This window comes from Vibrio sp. YT-19(2023), from assembly GCF_033337395.1.
Window position 1 is genome coordinate 44,121 of the sequence record NZ_JAWOQN010000012.1, and the last position, 16,936, is coordinate 61,056.

At 44.4% G+C, this 16,936-nt stretch carries 15 protein-coding genes, 4 tRNA genes and 1 other annotated feature; of the genes, 11 read left to right on the forward strand and 8 right to left on the reverse strand.

Translation table 11 applies throughout. The annotated features are described in order from the left end of the window. Window positions 1-9: 9 nt before the first annotated feature. The 4 genes from trpD to R7E78_RS11070 form a co-directional block, all read right to left on the reverse strand. Window positions 10-1,020, reverse strand: coding sequence for an anthranilate phosphoribosyltransferase (gene trpD, locus R7E78_RS11055; RefSeq protein ID WP_017820480.1), 1,011 nt, complete (start codon window positions 1,018-1,020; stop codon window positions 10-12). 36 nt (window positions 1,021-1,056) lie between these two features. Next, entirely contained in the window at window positions 1,057-1,665 is a 609-nt protein-coding gene (locus R7E78_RS11060) for an aminodeoxychorismate/anthranilate synthase component II (protein WP_005434961.1), read from the reverse strand. Window positions 1,666-1,681: 16 nt separating this feature from the next. Continuing rightward, window positions 1,682-3,247 carry an anthranilate synthase component 1 gene (locus tag R7E78_RS11065; protein ID WP_033905669.1) on the reverse strand — a complete coding sequence of 522 codons (1,566 nt, stop codon included), beginning with the start codon at window positions 3,245-3,247 and terminating at the stop codon, window positions 1,682-1,684. Between the two features lie 126 nt (window positions 3,248-3,373). Beyond that, window positions 3,374-3,477: a sequence feature (Trp leader region), on the reverse strand. After that, window positions 3,424-3,549, reverse strand: a complete 126-nt coding sequence (locus tag R7E78_RS11070) for a trp operon leader peptide (RefSeq protein ID WP_005376787.1) — start codon at window positions 3,547-3,549, stop codon at window positions 3,424-3,426. Its footprint overlaps the feature before it by 54 nt. Before the next feature lie 95 nt (window positions 3,550-3,644). Here R7E78_RS11070 and rnm point away from each other — a divergent pair, with 95 nt between their 5' ends. Beyond that, the gene (gene rnm / locus R7E78_RS11075; RefSeq protein ID WP_005386777.1) at window positions 3,645-4,502 is read left to right on the forward strand and encodes an RNase RNM; all 858 of its coding nucleotides are present in this window, start codon (window positions 3,645-3,647) and stop codon (window positions 4,500-4,502) included. Between the two features lie 59 nt (window positions 4,503-4,561). Continuing rightward, entirely contained in the window at window positions 4,562-5,182 is a 621-nt protein-coding gene (locus R7E78_RS11080) for an L-threonylcarbamoyladenylate synthase (RefSeq protein ID WP_005376791.1), read from the forward strand. A gap of 93 nt (window positions 5,183-5,275) precedes the next feature. Here R7E78_RS11080 and R7E78_RS11085 read toward each other — a convergent pair whose 3' ends face one another. Next, complete coding sequence (locus tag R7E78_RS11085; protein WP_005376796.1) at window positions 5,276-5,986, reverse strand: calcium-binding protein; 711 nt, start codon at window positions 5,984-5,986, stop codon at window positions 5,276-5,278. Between the two features lie 565 nt (window positions 5,987-6,551). Here R7E78_RS11085 and rluB point away from each other — a divergent pair. Beyond that, a complete protein-coding gene (rluB, locus tag R7E78_RS11090) occupies window positions 6,552-7,490 on the forward strand; it encodes a 23S rRNA pseudouridine(2605) synthase RluB (protein ID WP_005376798.1) in 939 nt (312 codons plus the stop codon). Window positions 7,491-7,677: 187 nt separating this feature from the next. Here rluB and R7E78_RS11095 read toward each other — a convergent pair whose 3' ends face one another. Then, complete coding sequence (locus R7E78_RS11095; RefSeq protein ID WP_005376800.1) at window positions 7,678-7,998, reverse strand: HI1450 family dsDNA-mimic protein; 321 nt, start codon at window positions 7,996-7,998, stop codon at window positions 7,678-7,680. A gap of 2 nt (window positions 7,999-8,000) precedes the next feature. Next, window positions 8,001-8,567, reverse strand: coding sequence for an elongation factor P-like protein YeiP (yeiP, locus tag R7E78_RS11100; protein ID WP_005376801.1), 567 nt, complete (start codon window positions 8,565-8,567; stop codon window positions 8,001-8,003). Window positions 8,568-8,761: 194 nt separating this feature from the next. Between yeiP and R7E78_RS11105 the strand changes: the two genes are divergently transcribed. Continuing rightward, window positions 8,762-9,529, forward strand: a complete 768-nt coding sequence (locus R7E78_RS11105; RefSeq protein ID WP_017635724.1) for an elongation factor P — start codon at window positions 8,762-8,764, stop codon at window positions 9,527-9,529. Here R7E78_RS11105 and R7E78_RS11110 read toward each other — a convergent pair. Beyond that, the gene (locus tag R7E78_RS11110) at window positions 9,526-11,889 is read right to left on the reverse strand and encodes a DNA polymerase II (RefSeq protein WP_205390931.1); all 2,364 of its coding nucleotides are present in this window, start codon (window positions 11,887-11,889) and stop codon (window positions 9,526-9,528) included. The genes R7E78_RS11105 and R7E78_RS11110 overlap by 4 nt on opposite strands. 438 nt (window positions 11,890-12,327) lie before the next feature. On the opposite strand from R7E78_RS11110, the gene uvrY reads away from it, so the two are divergent. From uvrY to R7E78_RS11145, 7 genes are all read left to right on the forward strand, one after another. Then, window positions 12,328-12,972 carry a UvrY/SirA/GacA family response regulator transcription factor gene (uvrY, locus tag R7E78_RS11115; RefSeq protein ID WP_005386783.1) on the forward strand — a complete coding sequence of 215 codons (645 nt, stop codon included), beginning with the start codon at window positions 12,328-12,330 and terminating at the stop codon, window positions 12,970-12,972. A 1-nt stretch (window position 12,973) separates the two neighbouring features. Further along, window positions 12,974-14,806 (forward strand): excinuclease ABC subunit UvrC, encoded by a 1,833-nt coding sequence (uvrC, locus tag R7E78_RS11120; RefSeq protein ID WP_017820475.1) that lies wholly within the window; start codon window positions 12,974-12,976, stop codon window positions 14,804-14,806. 46 nt (window positions 14,807-14,852) lie between these two features. Then, window positions 14,853-15,410: a CDP-diacylglycerol--glycerol-3-phosphate 3-phosphatidyltransferase gene (gene pgsA, locus R7E78_RS11125; RefSeq protein ID WP_213892482.1), complete on the forward strand. Its 558-nt coding sequence runs from the start codon at window positions 14,853-14,855 to the stop codon at window positions 15,408-15,410. A gap of 463 nt (window positions 15,411-15,873) precedes the next feature. After that, window positions 15,874-15,947 (forward strand) — tRNA-Cys (locus R7E78_RS11130). A 36-nt stretch (window positions 15,948-15,983) separates the two neighbouring features. Continuing rightward, window positions 15,984-16,059, forward strand: a tRNA-Gly gene (locus R7E78_RS11135). A 77-nt stretch (window positions 16,060-16,136) separates the two neighbouring features. After that, window positions 16,137-16,223 (forward strand) — tRNA-Leu (locus tag R7E78_RS11140). A gap of 13 nt (window positions 16,224-16,236) precedes the next feature. Continuing rightward, window positions 16,237-16,312, forward strand: a tRNA-Gly gene (locus R7E78_RS11145). The last annotated feature ends 624 nt before the right edge of the window (window positions 16,313-16,936 follow it).

Consider the following 16,936-nt stretch of genomic DNA (forward strand, 5'->3'; position numbering starts at 1 on the left):
TTCAATTCCTTAAGCGTGTGCGGCAAGTTGTTGTACCAATTGGTACGCCTTGCCTGAATTCATTGCCTCAATCGCTTGTTGCGTGTTGGCTTTTAAATCTTCGTGGCCGAATAGACGCATTAGCAGAGCAACGTTCACCGCCACTGCACCCAATTGTGCGTCTGTACCTTTACCCGTCAGAATATTGGTAATGATCGCCTTGTTTTCTTCAGGATCGCCACCTTTGATCGCTTCTAGTGGGTGCGCTTCTAGACCGAAGTCTGCAGGCGTTAGTTTATATTCTGTGATCTTACCGTCTTTGATTTCAGCAATGGTTGTTTCGCCGTGAATCGCCACTTCATCCAAACCACTACCGTGTACTACAGCGGCGCGCTTCATACCCATTTGTAGCATGGTTTCTGCGATAGGACGAACCAGTTCTTCACTGTAAACGCCCATCAATTCGATGTTAGGACGAGCAGGGTTAATCAGTGGGCCAAGAATGTTAAAGATGGTGCGCGTTTTCATGGTTTGACGCACTGGCATCGCATGGCGCACACCACCGTGGTACTGAGGTGCAAATAGGAAAGCAACACCGATATCGTCGACCGCTTTGCGCGTATCGTCTGCGCTCATAGCTAGGTTGATACCAAATGAATCAAGAAGGTCAGAAGAACCCGATTTGCTTGAAACGCTGCGGTTACCGTGTTTCGCTACTTTTAGACCACATGCTGCAGCAACAAACGCCGCAGTGGTTGAAATGTTGATGGTGTTGTGACCGTCGCCGCCAGTACCTACGATATCCGCGAAATCATAATCTGGACGAGGGAATGGGTTTGCATTTGCCAGCAGCGCTTTTGCCGCGCCTGCTATTTCATCTGGTGTTTCGCCTTTGATTTTTAGTGCAGTCAGCGCTGATGCCATCAAAATTGGGTCTAGCTCACCACGGATAATGATGTCGAATAGCTGTTGGCTCTCTTCTTGAGTAAGCGATTCTTGCTCGTACAGTTTGGTAATAATAGGGTTGATGATTGCTTCCATATTTCCTCTCCTAAATTTCTTATGTGCCAGTGCTTTTTAAGCAGTGAGTGGGTTAGCTGAAGTTTGTTCTTCAAGTGCCCATTCAATGGCATTGGCCAACAGTGTTGCTCCGTAGGTCGTCATAATAGATTCCGGGTGGAACTGGAACCCGCAAACTTTATCTTCTTCATGTACAACAGACATTACCAAGTCATCCACTTCTGCTGTGATGGTTAGGCTCTCAGGAACCTTGGTCGCAACCAGCGAGTGGTAACGTGCAATCGCAAGTGGTGATGGTAGGTTTTGGTAAATCGCATGGTTTTGGTGCTCCATCATAGAGACCTTACCGTGAATGATTTCGCCTGCGCCAGCAACGGTGCCGCCGTATGCTTCAACAATCGCTTGGTGACCAAGACAAATCCCGATCATCGGCACTTTGCCTTTCATGCGTTGGATAAGCTCTGGCATTGAGCCTGCCTCTGACGGTGCGCCTGGGCCTGGCGATAGCAGAACCACTGGGTTTTCAAGCTCGTTTACCGCTTGTTCAATGGTTTCTGCTGGGATGTTGTTTCGGTAAATCTTGACTGAGTGACCTAGCGAGCGGAATTGATCCACAAGGTTGTAGGTGAACGAGTCAAAGTTGTCGATAAAAATGATATTAGCCATCTCTGAACCCTATTCCTTATTGTGATTTATGCGCTGCTTGGATAGCAGAGATTACCGCTTGTGCTTTGCCGCGCGTTTCGTCTGCTTCTGCTTGTGGATCAGAATCGAACACCACGCCAGCACCAGCTTGAACTTGAGCAATGCCGTTCTCAACGTACGCTGAGCGGATCACGATACAGGTGTCGAGTGTGCCTTCACCAGTGAGGTAGCCAACAGCGCCGCCGTAGCTACCGCGTCGTGCGCCTTCTACATCGCGAATCAACTGCATGGCACGAATCTTAGGTGCGCCGGTGAGCGTACCCATGTTCATACATGCTTGGTATGCGTGCAGGGCGTCTAGGTCTTCACGCAGTTGACCAACCACACGAGACACCAAGTGCATTACGTGGCTGTAGCGGTCGACTTTTAGAAGGTCTGCTACGTGGCGAGTACCAGCTTGAGCAATACGAGCGACGTCGTTACGTGCCAAGTCAACCAACATCATGTGTTCTGCGTTTTCTTTCATGTCGGTGCGCAGTTCAAGTTCGATGCGGCTGTCTAGGTCGAAATCAATCTCGCCGTTAGGGCGCTTACCGCGGCGACGAGTGCCTGCGATTGGGTAGATTTCAATTTGGTTGGTATCGGTTTCATACTTAAGCGCGCTTTCTGGTGATGCGCCAAACAGAGTGAACAGCTCATCTTGCATGTAGAACATGTAAGGGCTTGGGTTACTTTGTTTCAGTTCTTTATAAGCAGCCAGTGGAGAAGGACAAGGTAGAGTGAATCTACGAGACGGTACAACTTGGAATACATCGCCTTTCACTACGAACTCTTTTAAGTCGCGAACGGTTTGGCAGAAGTCTGCATCAGACACGCTAGGTTCTACCGTTACATCTGTTATTTGCTCTGCACTCGGCAACAGTTTTGGCGCTGCACATTGGGCGCTAATTTCTGCAATACGAGTCTCTAACGCTGTTTTCTCTGAACCATCAACAAACAACGTCGCTTGAAGCTGGCAAGATTCCGTTTGATGGTCGACAACAAGTAGTGTTTCCGCGACGTAGAAAACGTAATCTGGACACTGATTTGTTGCTTCGGCATTACCAAGCGGCTCAAAGTTTGCGACTAAGTCGTAGGCAAACAGACCACCAAGGAAAATTGCGTGTTTGTCTTGCTGTGAAATATCAAAACTATGCTGAACCAAACGCAGCGCATCGAAAGAAGAGGCTTCACGTAGGCGAGAGTCTTCATCTAACGTGTCGCATGGCTGGTTAAACTGCAAAGTTAGCGTTTCGCCATCGAACTTGCTCTCAACGTCACCACGGATGTTCTGGTTTAGGTGAGACAGTAGGTTTTTACCGTTATTGGTCAAGGCGTGCATGCTAACGGTATGGCCGAAGCAAACAATGCGAACCGCTGAATCTACGATCAGCAGGGATTTTAAATTTTGCTTTGAATCGATCTCAGCAGATTCCAGCAATAGGCTGTCAGTTTTGTTCTCACATAGTGTGTGGAACAAGCGAGTCGGGTCTTGAGTATAAGGGACGGAAGCCGTTAGCACTTCAAGCTGTCCAAGTTTCTTAATTTCAATGGCCTTGTTCACAAGACCTCCTTGTAGCTGTTTAAATCTTCCTGCCGTACATAGTCGCATAAAGCAAACGTTCTCCCAATCTAGAGTTGGCTATATTCGATTAATGTTTAGGCAGTTGAATGTGAAATGAGCAACAAAACAAAAAAGCCCGCTTAAGTAGCGGGCTTTACAACGTTTGGTTCTATAAACTAGAAGTATACGTTTGCCCACCAAGAACTAGTCCAAGTGCGCCACCAAGCAAGATCTGATGAGTTTGCCTTATTAAGACAAACCGCAACTTTCGCTTTTTGGTTTTGGTTAAATTCTTGTAACATGGTGAACCTTAAATTACGTACTTTGTATTTGTGTACTAGTTAACTAGTGCGAGAGTAAAAAGTCAACCCCAAAACGGCATTAAAACGATAAAAATATGAGAATTGATTTACATAGTCACACCACTGCATCGGACGGTCGGTTAGAGCCTAAAGATTTAGTGGAAAGGGCGCTGAGTTTTGATATCGAGGTTTTGGCGATCACTGATCACGATACGGTTGACGGTTTGGCGTTAGCTAAGCAATACGTTCAAGATAATAATTTGCCGATAAAAATCATCAATGGCATTGAGATATCGACCGTCTGGCAAAACAAAGACATTCATATTGTCGGCCTGAATATCGATCCGGAAAATGAACAATTATCTGCCCTCATAGAACAGCAGAAGCAGCATCGCATAACACGATCTGAGTTAATTGCAGAGCGACTACAAAAAGCAACTCGAGTAGGTGTGCTTGAAGAGGTAAGGCAAATCGCCGGTGATGCTCCAGTGACAAGAGCGCATTTCGCGAAATGGTTGGTAGATAATGGTTACGCAAAAACCATGCAAATGGTGTTTAAAAAATACCTAACGCGTAATAACCCAGGTTATGTACCACCGAATTGGTGTTCGATGAAGGATGCGGTTGATGCTATCCATGCGGCTGGTGGAATGGCGGTATTAGCGCATCCTGGTAGATATAAGTTGACAGCGAAGTGGATTAAGCGTCTTCTAGCAGCGTTTGTCGAAGCGGGTGGTGATGCGATGGAAGTTGCACAGCCACAGCAAGCGCAACAAGAAAGGCGCAACTTGGCTGATTATGCTATACAATACAAACTATTAGCCTCTCAAGGCAGTGATTTTCACTACCCATCACCGTGGATGGAGCTAGGAAGGAACCTATGGTTGCCTGCTGGCGTCGAACCAGTTTGGAAAGATTGGGGAATAGATCCTTCGTTGAATAATACTCAGTAATACGAAGTCGAGAACCCATAAAAATATAGAGCCGAGAGGCTCGATAATGAGGAATTACAATGAGCCAGTTTTTTTACGTTCACCCAGAAAACCCACAGGCTCGCTTGATTAATCAAGCAGTAGCAATCATTCGTAACGGCGGCGTTGTGGTTTACCCTACTGATTCAGGGTACGCACTTGGCTGTCAGTTGGAGAACAAACAGGCACTGGAACGAATCTGTCAGATTCGTCGTCTGGATGATAAGCATAACTTTACTTTACTGTGTCGTGATTTGTCGGAGCTTTCTCTCTATGCGCGAGTGGATAACTCTGCATTCCGACTGCTGAAAAATAACACACCAGGTCCTTACACCTTCATCTTCAAAGGCACAAAAGAGGTGCCGCGTCGTTTGATGAATGCAAAACGTAAGACCATCGGTATCCGTGTTCCAGACAATCAAATTGCCTTGGACTTGTTGGAAGCATTAGGTGAGCCGATGATGTCTACGTCGTTGATTCTACCTGGCAGTGACGTAACAGAATCTGATCCAGAGGATATTCGCGATAAACTAGAACATGCGGTTGATGTGATTCTTAATGGCGGTTACCTAGGTGAACAACCTACGACTGTAATTGACTTTAGCGAAGGTGAACCTGTTGTGGTTCGTTTGGGATCTGGTGACCCTGCACCATTCGAATAGTAGACGCACACCACCGTCAAACAAAATAGGAGGCATCGCGCCTCCTATTTTAGTTGTCATATCGAATATCTCATTGAACTTAACTGATTGAGGTTAAGCGAAATCGAAAATGTCGATACCATTTTGTTCTGCATAGTTGATGTATGCAGAGCTCACACCGTTTAGTGTCACTTCAACATTGTATTCATCACTTGAGAATACTGCCCAGCCACATTCATTGTAAGATAAAGTCAGATCATCCGCTGAATCCAAGAACGTATCTCGAATGCCATCGTTATCAGTGTCTCGGCCCATATCAAAGACAAGTTTGTCATGGAAAATATTAAAATCGACAATGTCGGCTTTGACATCAATATCGTTGGAAGATACTGGCTGATCAGGTACACCAATAGCCAGGCGGTTTGTAAGCACGAAGGTGTCGTCTCCACAGCCACCGCTCAGTACTGATTCACCATCACCAACAACGAGTGTGTCGTTACCCCAGCCACCACTCAAGTAGTTGTTGCCTGAATAATCAAAAATTGTGTCGTCGCCACAGCCACCAAAGAGTTTGTCGTTTCCTAATCCGCCGGATAGGAAATCGTTTCCAAAGCCGCCAGAAACAAAGTCGTTACCTCGGCCACCAAGCAAGGTATCGTCTCCCCAGCCACCGAAGACAATATCATTACCTCCGTATCCTACAAACTTATCATCACCACAGAAGCCGAAGAAAATATCGGTTGTTTCAGAGCCTTTTGTGCCTGTCATATCGTCATCTTGAGATGTCCCAAAAATCCAATTTAGGTCGAGATTTAGCATAGACATTGTTCTATTCCTTTTTGTCTGATTTATGCCAATCGCCGAGAGTGCAGAGCGAACCTAGTGAGTCAGAGTACACGATAGCATTAGTGTTATTTTTGATGTGAACTAATGACTTAAAGACAATTTTTGTCTTGTTACCCACGACCTTGCTTTGCTATGAGCGCTCATTGTCTGCGGTGATTGGTATTACTTAGCAGCAAACAGGGACGGCTTATTTTTCGTTGCTTTCTAGCAATACGAACAGTAAACACACCCCAAGTGGTTATTGTTGTAACCCTGACAATTTTATCAGGTACCGCGTGGTTAAAGTGGTTCAGGAAGACCGATATTAGTGGGATTCTCGTTGAGCAATGCCTGCTTTAAGTAGTAAAAAAGTTGCAGAATAGGACAAATATTTCGGTCATTTTTGAAGTGAATTTTGGTGTGGAGAATGGCGCCGATTTAGCTTACATTAACTAAGAAAGTTACGTATAATGTCCGACCGAAAAATCCCACTGAAATGGGTAAATAGCAAAATACAGACCAATCCTGGTCTAGACGTCTGTGAAGACGACACATAGGTAGATAAATGAGCGAAAAGTTACAAAAAGTATTAGCACGTGCTGGTCACGGTTCTCGTCGTGAGATTGAATCGTTAATTAAATCTGGTCGCGTTAGCGTGAACGGTGTAGTCGCTAAGCTTGGTGAAAGACTTGAAGACGAGAGCAGCGTAGTTCGTATCGATGGTCACATTGTCTCTGCAAAGATTCAAGAAGAAGTGATTTGTCGTGTACTTGCGTACTACAAACCTGAGGGTGAACTGTGTACTCGTCACGATCCAGAAGGTCGTCGTACTGTTTTTGATCGTCTGCCAAAAATTCGTGGCTCTCGTTGGATTTCAGTTGGTCGTCTGGATGCGAACACTTCTGGTCTTCTACTTTTCACAACGGATGGTGAACTGGCGAACCGCTTAATGCACCCAAGCCGCCAAGTTGAACGTGAATACCTAGTACGTGTGTTCGGTGAAGTAACTGAACAGAAAGTTCGTAATCTAGTAAAAGGTGTTGAACTGGAAGACGGTTTAGCTCGCTTTGAAGATGTTGTTTACGCGGGTGGTGAAGGCATGAACCACACGTTTTACGTTGTTATCAACGAAGGTCGTAACCGCGAAGTTCGTCGACTATGGGAATCGCAAGAGTGTACCGTTAGCCGTCTGAAACGTGTTCGTTACGGCGACATCTTCTTAGACAAGAAACTGCCTCGTGGCGGTTGGATGGAGCTTGACCTGAAAGAAGTAAACTACTTGCGTGAGCTTGTAGAGCTTCGTCCAGAGAAAGAAACCATGCTTGATCTGAACAAAGACAACACGTCACGCAAACGTGAGCGTGCACGCAGCCAAAAAATTCGTCGCGCAGTTAAGCGCCATGAAGAGCGTGTTAACACACCAAAAGGTCGCAGCAACAACCCTTCTCGTCGTAAGCCGAAGAAGACTGCTGGTGACCAAGGCGCACGCAACAAGCATCGTTAATCGATAGCAAAACATCAGAAAGGCTTGCCAATTCGGCAAGCCTTTTTCTTATCTGTTACATAACAAAAGGATCTAAAGCCGATATAGAGCAGGGTGTTTTGGATAAACAAATATCTCAGCTAAACAAAAACAGCAGATAAAAAAATACCAGCACTAGGCTGGTATCTTTGTTCATGATGAAGAAACGTTAATCGCGTTTCCAAAGCATATGGCAGAACTTATGTTCAGGGTCTCGGCTGATTAGCATACGAGCAAATACGTCATCAAGAACGTCATTTTCCTCATTTACTAGGCCGATACGAACCTCTGCATATACTTCTTTGTCGATCTCGAAGCCAACATGTTCAACCCAGTCATCACCGGTTTCAACAAGTTCTGCGGCACCACGATCTTCAAATTGCGCAGTAAACAGAATCACGTCAGCAGGCTCTAGGTTATCTGGAGCCATCTCAAGGAAAATGTCGTACGCTGCGTCGATGACGTCGTCGTAAGAAATCAAATCAGACATGCTTATGCTCGGCTCATGTATTTACGTTCAGCTGTGTTAATGATAACACGGTCACCAGTTGCAATGTACTCAGGAACCTGGATGACAAGACCTGAAGCGAAGCGTGCTGGTTTAGTACGAGCAGATGCAGAAGCACCTTTGATTGAAGGGTCAGTTTCTTCAATCACTAGCTCAACAGAAGATGGTAGTTCAATACCCACTGCAGCACCGTTAACAAGGATAATGTGGATACCTTGTGTATCTTCGTTGATGAACAGCATGTCGTCTTCAACTTCATTGTGCTTGAATGTGTATTGTGAGTAGTCTTCGTTATCCATGAAGATGTGCTCATCTCCGTCAGCGTATGAGTACACAACTGCACGTTTGTTCATTTCTACCGTTTCAACAACGTCATCAGACTTGTAACGCTCATCTACACGTGCGCCCGTGTTTAGATCTGTACAACGCATTTTGTAGATTTTAGCGCCGCCACGACCGCCAGGAGTCGTTACTTCGATGTCTTTAACTAGAAGAGTTTTACCATTAGACTCGATTGCGAAGCCTTTTTTGATTTCACTTGCCTTTGGCATTGTATATTCCTATTCATACTTATTAAGCAAAACTCGGTGATTATAGCGCTAAGTTAGCCGCCTAGCATTAAAATTCATTGCAGAAATTTGTTGTTACTCCCATGACTAAACACCTGAATGGACTTGATTCAGTGAGTCGGCTAAGAGAACATATAGTCCAACTTCTTGAACCATCTGAGAACACGTTTTAAGTCATGTCTCTGCCTGTTATCGATCCTAAACAACCATTTCAACCAGAGTTTGCGCCTTTAATTAGGGAAGTCACCGCTTGTCTCAAAGGTGGACTGGGGCAAAACTTACACAGCGTTTATGTATACGGTAGTGTTGCTCGCAAAACAGCGATCGTTGGGAAGTCGAACTTAGACTTGGTTGTCGTTACTCAATCATCCTTTGAGCACAATCGCGCGACTTTGCTCAACACAATTAAGTGGCGTGCGCAGCAGAGTTACCCTCACGTTAATGGTGTATCGGTCCGTACAGCCTTAGTGAGCGAAGTGGCTAATTTAGATAGTATTTTTACTTGGGGCTTTATGCTTAAGCATTGCTGTGTCTGTGTTTATGGTGATGATCTAGCAGACTGCTTCGGTGATTACGTCCCAAGTTGGGAAATTGCTAAGCACTGGAATATGGATGTGGAAGATTGGATTACGGTGTATCGCAAAAAAATCGTACAAGCGAAGACGATAGAAGAGCAGGTGGCCGCCCAGCGCGTGATTGCAAAAAAGTTACTAAGAGCGTCATACTCTTTGGTGATGTATCGAGATAAACGTTGGTTTGATGACCCTATACAATGTGGCAAGGTATTCTTAACTTATCATCCTGAAAAGCAGCTTGAGATCGAGCGGCTAGAAATTTTACTTTCTGGCCGGGGTATTCCCAAGCGTTCTGTTATCGGGCTAATTGATGCGTTTGGTGATTGGTTAGTCAAACAGTACCAGAAAACAGAGTTTCGTATCGGCTAAAACAACCCCATTTGTGGCGCTGAAAGCCTGTCAAAGTCCGTCCCAATGAAAGGGAGAATCGCATCCGCAACGGGTTTGAGTTGTTTATCAATGTAATGTTGATAATCAATCGGGCTATTGAGGTACTCATAAGGTTCAGGGCCGTTCACGGTAATAATGTATTCAATTCGCCCTTTGTTTTGATACTGTAATGGGCGGCCAAGCTTGGCATTTATCTCATCGGCTAAACGAGCTGCACGCACTTGTGGCGGGACGTTCTTCTGATACTCATGCAGTTTTCTTCGCAGTCGCTTTTGATACACCAACTGTTCATCAAATTCACCGTTGTTAGTTTTCTCAACCATCTCTCGGACATAGTCGCTTGGATCTTCACCATGGAAAATCATGCTATAGAGTGTATTTTGAAATTTCTGTGCTAACGAGGTCCAGTCAGTACGGGCACTTTCTAACCCTTTAAATACAATCCGTTCTTGCTCTCCTTCACCGATTAAACCCGCATAGCGCTTTTTCGAGCCAGTTTCCGCGCCACGAATCGTTGGCATAAGGAATCTGCGATAATGGGTTTCATACTCGATTTCCAACATAGATGTTAGGTTGTACTCAGAACGCAGGTGTTTTTGCCACCAAGAGTTGATGTAATCAACTAATTGATTTCCAACAGCGTCAGCTTCTACTTGACTGTATGGTCGATTCAACGACACGAATGTGGAATCCGTATCGCCGTAAATCACTTGATATCCTTGCTCCTCAATCAGCACCTTAGTTTGCTTCATGATTTCATGTCCGCGCATGGTAATACTAGAAGCTAACCGAGTATCAAAGAAACGACATCCCGATGAGCCCAGTACGCCATAAAAGGAGTTCATGATGATTTTGATTGCCTGAGAAAAAGCTTTTTCATTGTTCTTCTTTGCAACATCACGTGCTGCCCAAAGCTTTTCAATCATTTCTGGTAAAAAGTGTTTCGTACGATGGAACTGCCCACCGCGAAAGCCAGGTACAGCCTGATTTTCTTCTTTTCCAATATCGAGCAATAACCCCTCAACTAAACCCATAGGATCAATCAAGAAAGAGCGAATAATCGATGGATATAGACTCTTAAAATCCAATACTAAAACAGAATCATATAGGTTAGGGATGGAGTCCATCACGTAACCTCCGGGGCTGGCAATCCAATTTTCAGGGTGTAGGTTCGGAGCAACGTAGCCTGCTCGGTGTATCTGAGGCATGTATAGGTTTGTGAATGCTGCAACCGAACCGCCGACACGATCCAGTTCGACACCAGTGAGACGAGAGCGCTCTATTGCAAAGTCTAGCAGGTGAGTGTGATTGAAAATCTTATTCACTAACACGCAGTCTTGTAAATTATATTTAGCCAGCGATGGTTTGTCGGAGCGGTACATACGATTGATCTCATCCATGCGGTCATGAACGTTGTGGATTTCTTTCCCTTCCCCTAAGAGTTCTTGAGATACAGACTCTAATGACCAAGACCGAAAGTGATAAGTCGCCGTTTTTAACGTATCGATACCGTCCATTACAACTCGCCCTGGAATGGAAATAAACCCTTGTTGGCTTTGAGATGAACTTCTGAAAAAGCTGGCTTGGTCTGCTCTACCAAGCATTAGCTTCATGTTGTGCCATTCTGCTCGTTTGTGTAGCAGACGAAAGTCAAAATCAATGACGTTCCAACCGACAATGACATCGGGGTCGAATTGTTTAAACCAAACGATGAGTGCTTCTAGAAGCGCTTTTTCATCCTTAACCCATTGTATCGGTGTCTCCGAAGGTTCTGGTTCTCCGATCATTATAACGCGGGAATCCATGACGCTGTCTAATCCGATTGAGTAAAGAATGCCTTTCTCAGAGCATTCTAGATCTAACGAGACAACGTTTAACTTCGGCTCATATTGCCCCGCACGGCATTTTGCGCTCTGGACGTGTTGGTAGCCATTGGTGCGAGTCACATTGCCTGTAAACTCGATACTGCCTTTGATAAAACGTTCCATTAGGTAGCGATCGGCGAGGCGAATATCACTTTCATACGTAGTGATATCTTTTTGAGCGAATGTGTCTTTGAGTGCGAGAGTGTCTCTGGTTACATTGGTATAGCAGGCAGCAAGAGGCGTATGTTCAAACGTTTTGAGATCCAAAAGGCGGATGTCGACGAATATGTTTTTTTCTCGTGCGAGTGTCTTTGCTTGCTCTGAGTGTTTCTGAGCGATGAAAAATACTGGCTTCTCACCATTAATAAGTAACTGAGTAGGGCCTGCTTCTGTCGAAAGCCACAGCTCGATTTGAGTTTGACCTTTGATGTCTCGTGCATGTCGAGTTAGCAGGAAGCCTTGTTGAATATTCAAATGTGAGAAACCTTAGAAAACTTGAAGAACGTTAGTTTAACACTAAGAACTGTAAAAATAACCAGTAAAGAAAGCGTCTCAAATTTTTGCTGGAATTAGTGATTACAAGTTAGTCTTTGGTGCAAGAGGGACAGTGTCATTTTAAGTTATAGCGTGTTTCTCTGGGCAATATGAAACCTAGTTACTTGATTTATTGTACTTAATGTTGTTAATTGTCTTTTCTTAGATTTCGGTTCTGCTCATCACGCTCTAAAATAATAGAGTGGTTTATGAATAAGTTCTTGCTAAAGTTTGCGTTTCAGCACATATTCATAGAAAGCAATTTTTTGTCGATTACGTTAGTATATAGGCAGTCATACTGATATCCACATTTAACAAATATTTAACAAATAATGGTTATGTGGGTGCAGAACCAATACAAAGTGTGGAGATACAAGTTTGATAAATGTTTTCCTTGTAGATGATCACGAGCTGGTTCGCACAGGGATACGACGTATTATTGAAGACGTCCGTGGAATGAACGTAGCAGGAGAAGCTGACAGCGGTGAAGATGCAGTAAAATGGTGTCGCAGTAATCATGCTGACGTCGTTTTAATGGACATGAACATGCCAGGAATTGGCGGCTTGGAAGCCACTAAAAAAATTCTTCGCGTGAATCCTGATGTGAAAATCATCGTACTTACCGTTCATACAGAAAACCCGTTTCCAACCAAGGTGATGCAGGCAGGTGCGTCTGGTTATTTAACCAAAGGTGCTGGCCCTGACGAAATGGTGAATGCGATTCGTGTAGTTAATAGTGGGCAGCGTTACATCTCGCCAGAGATTGCGCAGCAGATGGCATTGAGTCAATTTTCTCCAGCCTCTGAGAACCCTTTTAAAGACTTATCCGAACGTGAATTGCAGATCATGCTTATGATCACCAAAGGCCAAAAGGTAACGGATATTTCTGAGCAACTTAATTTAAGTCCAAAGACAGTCAACAGCTATCGCTACCGACTCTTTAGTAAATTGGACATTAATGGTGACGTTGAGTTAACTCACTTAGCGATTCGCCACGGAATGCTGGACACCGAGACCCTTTAGCGTGAATCCTCCTTTCGATTCGGCTTCCTTTCTCAAGACAGTAACTCATCAGCCCGGCGTTTACAGAATGTACAACGCCGAAGCTGTTGTAATCTACGTAGGTAAAGCCAAAGACCTTAAAAAGCGCCTTTCAAGCTACTTTCGAAAAAAAGTAGACAGTGAGAAAACTCGCGCGCTTGTCAGTAATATCGCCAAAATAGACGTCACGGTGACTCATACTGAGACAGAAGCGCTGATCTTAGAGCATAACTACATCAAGCAGTATTTACCGAAATACAATGTGTTGCTGCGAGATGATAAGTCTTACCCTTATATCTTTATTAGCGGTCATAAGCACCCACGGCTTTCTATCCACCGTGGCGCCAAGAAGCGCAAAGGTGAATATTTTGGCCCCTACCCAGATTCTGGTGCAGTAAGAGAAACATTGCATTTGCTGCAAAAGATATTTCCTGTGCGCCAGTGTGAAGACACTGTCTATTCCAACCGAACGCGCCCATGTTTGATGTACCAAATTGGTCGCTGTGCAGGACCATGCGTTAATACCATCATTTCTGATGAAGAATATGCAGAGTTGGTTGGCTTTGTGCGCATGTTTTTGCAAGGCAAAGATCAGCAAGTACTCAAACAGTTGATTGAGAAAATGGAAGTTGCCAGTCAGCAATTGCGCTTTGAAGATGCCGCTAAATTTCGCGATCAAATCCAAGCGATTAGGCGTGTTCAAGAGCAGCAGTACGTCTCAGAAGACAGCATGGATGATATGGATGTACTCGGGTTTGCTCAGGAGAATGGTATCGCGTGTATCCATATCCTGATGATACGCCAAGGCAAAGTGCTTGGTAGCCGTAGCCATTTTCCGAAAATCCCACAAAATACAAGCCAGCAGGAAGTGTTCGATAGTTTTCTGACTCAATACTATTTGAGCCATAACGAAGCACGTACAATTCCTTCTCGTATTATTTTGAATCAAGAGTTGGCAGAAGATATTGCGCCAATACAGAAAGCGTTAAGTGAAGTGGCAGGCCGTAAGGTTCATTTTCATACGTCGCCAACTGGCTCTCGAGCAAGGTATCTCAAGCTTTCGAACACGAATGCACTAACGGCGATTACCACCAAAATCAATCACAAAATGACGATTAATCAACGTTTTCATGCGCTTCGCGAAACATTGAATTTGGAGTCTATAGCTCGAATGGAATGTTTTGATATCTCTCATACGATGGGGGAAAGCACGATTGCGTCATGTGTTGTGTTCAACAACGAAGGCCCCGTAAAGCAAGAGTATCGTCGCTACAACATTACTGGGATTACCGGTGGTGATGATTACGCAGCAATGGGACAAGCGTTGGAGCGCCGTTATTCGAAGCAATTGGACGTAGAGAAAATTCCCGACATCATCTTTATCGATGGCGGTAAAGGTCAGTTAAATCGTGCGCATGACATCATTTCGCAGTACTGGGGGGATTGGCCAAAGCGTCCTATCATGATTGGTATTGCAAAAGGCGTTACTCGCAAACCAGGTTTAGAAACGCTGATTACAGTCGATGGGGACGAGTTTCATTTACCAAGCGATGCTCCTGCGCTGCATCTTATTCAACATATTCGTGATGAAAGCCATAACCATGCTATAGCGGGGCACCGTGCTAAGCGAGGTAAAACCAGACGTACGAGTGCACTCGAAGGGATTGAGGGAATCGGCCCTAAACGACGTCAGGCGTTACTCAAGTACATGGGTGGGTTACAAGAACTTAAACGTGCAAGTGTCGAAGAAATCGCCAAAGTACCGGGAATAAGTCACTCTTTAGCAGAAATTATTTTCCAAGCATTGAAACAATAAGGAAAATCGCGCAACATTAAGCCGCAATGTGTAAGAGAATAATAAAATGCGTTTGAATATCCCGAACATTCTGTCTCTTCTTAGACTGTTCCTAATCCCTGTTTTTGTGGTTGTCTTTTATCTACCTTATCCATGGGCACCGTTTGCAGCAGCAATGGTGTTTTGGGTAGCGGGCTTTACTGACTGGCTTGACGGCATGTTGGCCCGTAAACTTGGCCAAACTTCTCGTTTTGGCGCGTTTATTGATCCTGTTGCTGATAAAGTACTAGTGGCAACGGCATTGATTCTAATCACGGAACATTATCATTCAATTTGGGTGACCATTCCTGCAGTAACGATGATTGCGCGAGAAATCATTATCTCAGCATTGCGAGAATGGATGGCTGAAATCGGTAAGCGAGCAAGTGTTGCGGTATCTTGGGTTGGCAAAGTAAAAACTGTTTCGCAAATGTTCGCCTTATGGGTGTTGATATGGCGTTACGATGAATGGATGGTTTGGCTAGGCTTTGCGGCCTTGTATGTGGCAACTTTCTTGACATATTGGTCAATGATTCAATATTTAGCTGCTGCGAAAGACGATCTGTTGAATGAAGAGCACCATTAAATTCTGATGTTAGAAAGCAGGCTTAGTAGCCTGCTTTTTTGTATCTAAGACAATCTACAGCATTTTTTGGCTTCTCTCGCTTTCCAATGCTTGCTAACGGCCATGTTTGCAATTTGTATCTGGAGCTTTTGCTTCGATAGAGTTCTATTTGTGATCTAAATCTTGTTTTTGTCCTTGGAGAGTCTTAGAGAGGCGAGTCTTCTGATTATTAATACTTCAATGCACGCAACGCACGGCCAGCAGTGTAAGGCGTAGCCAAAGTTTTATGATAAACAAGTGTATTTAAGCGATTTTTAGTATTAAAACTAAGCAATCCATCGTCTTTCGCACAAATTCTAGTCAAACGATTTAAAAAAATAAAAATAGTGTTGACTCGATCGCTCGAATCCGTAGAATGCATCCCGTACCCAAGAGAGCACGGCTCGAAAGGGTGGTGAAAAAGCTTAGCTTTATTCACAAATGAGGCGCCTTGGCAGAGTGGCTATGCAGCGGATTGCAAATCCGTGGACCTCGGTTCGACTCCGGGAGGCGCCTCCATTATTCTTTTGAGAGCGAATGGCTTTCGAGAAAAATGCGACACTAGCTCAGTTGGTAGAGCGCAACCTTGCCAAGGTTGAGGTCACGAGTTCGAACCTCGTGTGTCGCTCCAAATTTTATTGATATGGCATTGGCGATATCAGATGGTGTTTTACTTTTCTGTAAAGGCATCACAAAGAATATTTGTGTGCCCTGGTGGTGGAATTGGTAGACACAAGGGATTTAAAATCCCTCGACGTACGCGTTGTGCCGGTTCAAGTCCGGCCCGGGGCACCATCTAATATTAAATGCGACACTAGCTCAGTTGGTAGAGCGCAACCTTGCCAAGGTTGAGGTCACGAGTTCGAACCTCGTGTGTCGCTCCAGATTTAAGGCCTAACATGAAAATGTTAGGCCTTTTTCGTATTTTTTTGAAAATCTCAAACTTCTTTTCTGTCACAGACTTCGTTAAGTAGCGAACCCTTTGTCTCATTGACTCAAGTGATTGTTAATTCTGCCATTGCAAAACATCTTAGCTATTCCTACCAGTCTATGTTTAAACCATCACTTGTGGTGAATAACCACTCTTACTCCAGGCAAAGCTGTGACGAGAATGCTATCTTTTTAAATGTTCCGGATATAGAAAGGAATGTTTTACGATTAAGCAGCACAACCTTAAACCTCTGTTTAGATGAGGTGATGATATCTCAAGAATATTTGTTTAAATAACAGCTATTTGAGAGAAGCAGAAAAGCATAGCTCATGAATATGAACATGTGAGTTGCAATGGGGTATGTTTTGTTGTGATTTACATCACTGTTACTAATATGAAAAATCGTTGCCAGAAGATTTTATTTTGTGATAAATTCGCGCGCAATCTCGGAGCGTAATTAACAACGTTTGATCTCTGGGGGATACGCGTAGTGACCATTCAAGCTGATTGTGACACTGCGTAGGGTAGGTATCGGCAAAGCCTTTTGTCGATAGACGGGATACTAATGCTGTAAACG

What these genes read in the sequence shown, in the direction of transcription:
- trpD (WP_017820480.1), bottom strand. Translation starts at nt 1,020, where the DNA reads ATGGAAGCAATCATCAACCCTATTATTACCAAACTGTACGAGCAAGAA.
- R7E78_RS11060 (WP_005434961.1), bottom strand. Translation starts at nt 1,665, where the DNA reads ATGGCTAATATCATTTTTATCGACAACTTTGACTCGTTCACCTACAAC.
- R7E78_RS11070 (WP_005376787.1), bottom strand. Translation starts at nt 3,549, where the DNA reads ATGTTACAAGAATTTAACCAAAACCAAAAAGCGAAAGTTGCGGTTTGT.
- rnm (WP_005386777.1), top strand. Translation starts at nt 3,645, where the DNA reads ATGAGAATTGATTTACATAGTCACACCACTGCATCGGACGGTCGGTTA.
- R7E78_RS11080 (WP_005376791.1), top strand. Translation starts at nt 4,562, where the DNA reads ATGAGCCAGTTTTTTTACGTTCACCCAGAAAACCCACAGGCTCGCTTG.
- R7E78_RS11085 (WP_005376796.1), bottom strand. Translation starts at nt 5,986, where the DNA reads ATGTCTATGCTAAATCTCGACCTAAATTGGATTTTTGGGACATCTCAA.
- rluB (WP_005376798.1), top strand. Translation starts at nt 6,552, where the DNA reads ATGAGCGAAAAGTTACAAAAAGTATTAGCACGTGCTGGTCACGGTTCT.
- R7E78_RS11095 (WP_005376800.1), bottom strand. Translation starts at nt 7,998, where the DNA reads ATGTCTGATTTGATTTCTTACGACGACGTCATCGACGCAGCGTACGAC.
- yeiP (WP_005376801.1), bottom strand. Translation starts at nt 8,567, where the DNA reads ATGCCAAAGGCAAGTGAAATCAAAAAAGGCTTCGCAATCGAGTCTAAT.
- R7E78_RS11105 (WP_017635724.1), top strand. Translation starts at nt 8,762, where the DNA reads ATGTCTCTGCCTGTTATCGATCCTAAACAACCATTTCAACCAGAGTTT.
- pgsA (WP_213892482.1), top strand. Translation starts at nt 14,853, where the DNA reads ATGCGTTTGAATATCCCGAACATTCTGTCTCTTCTTAGACTGTTCCTA.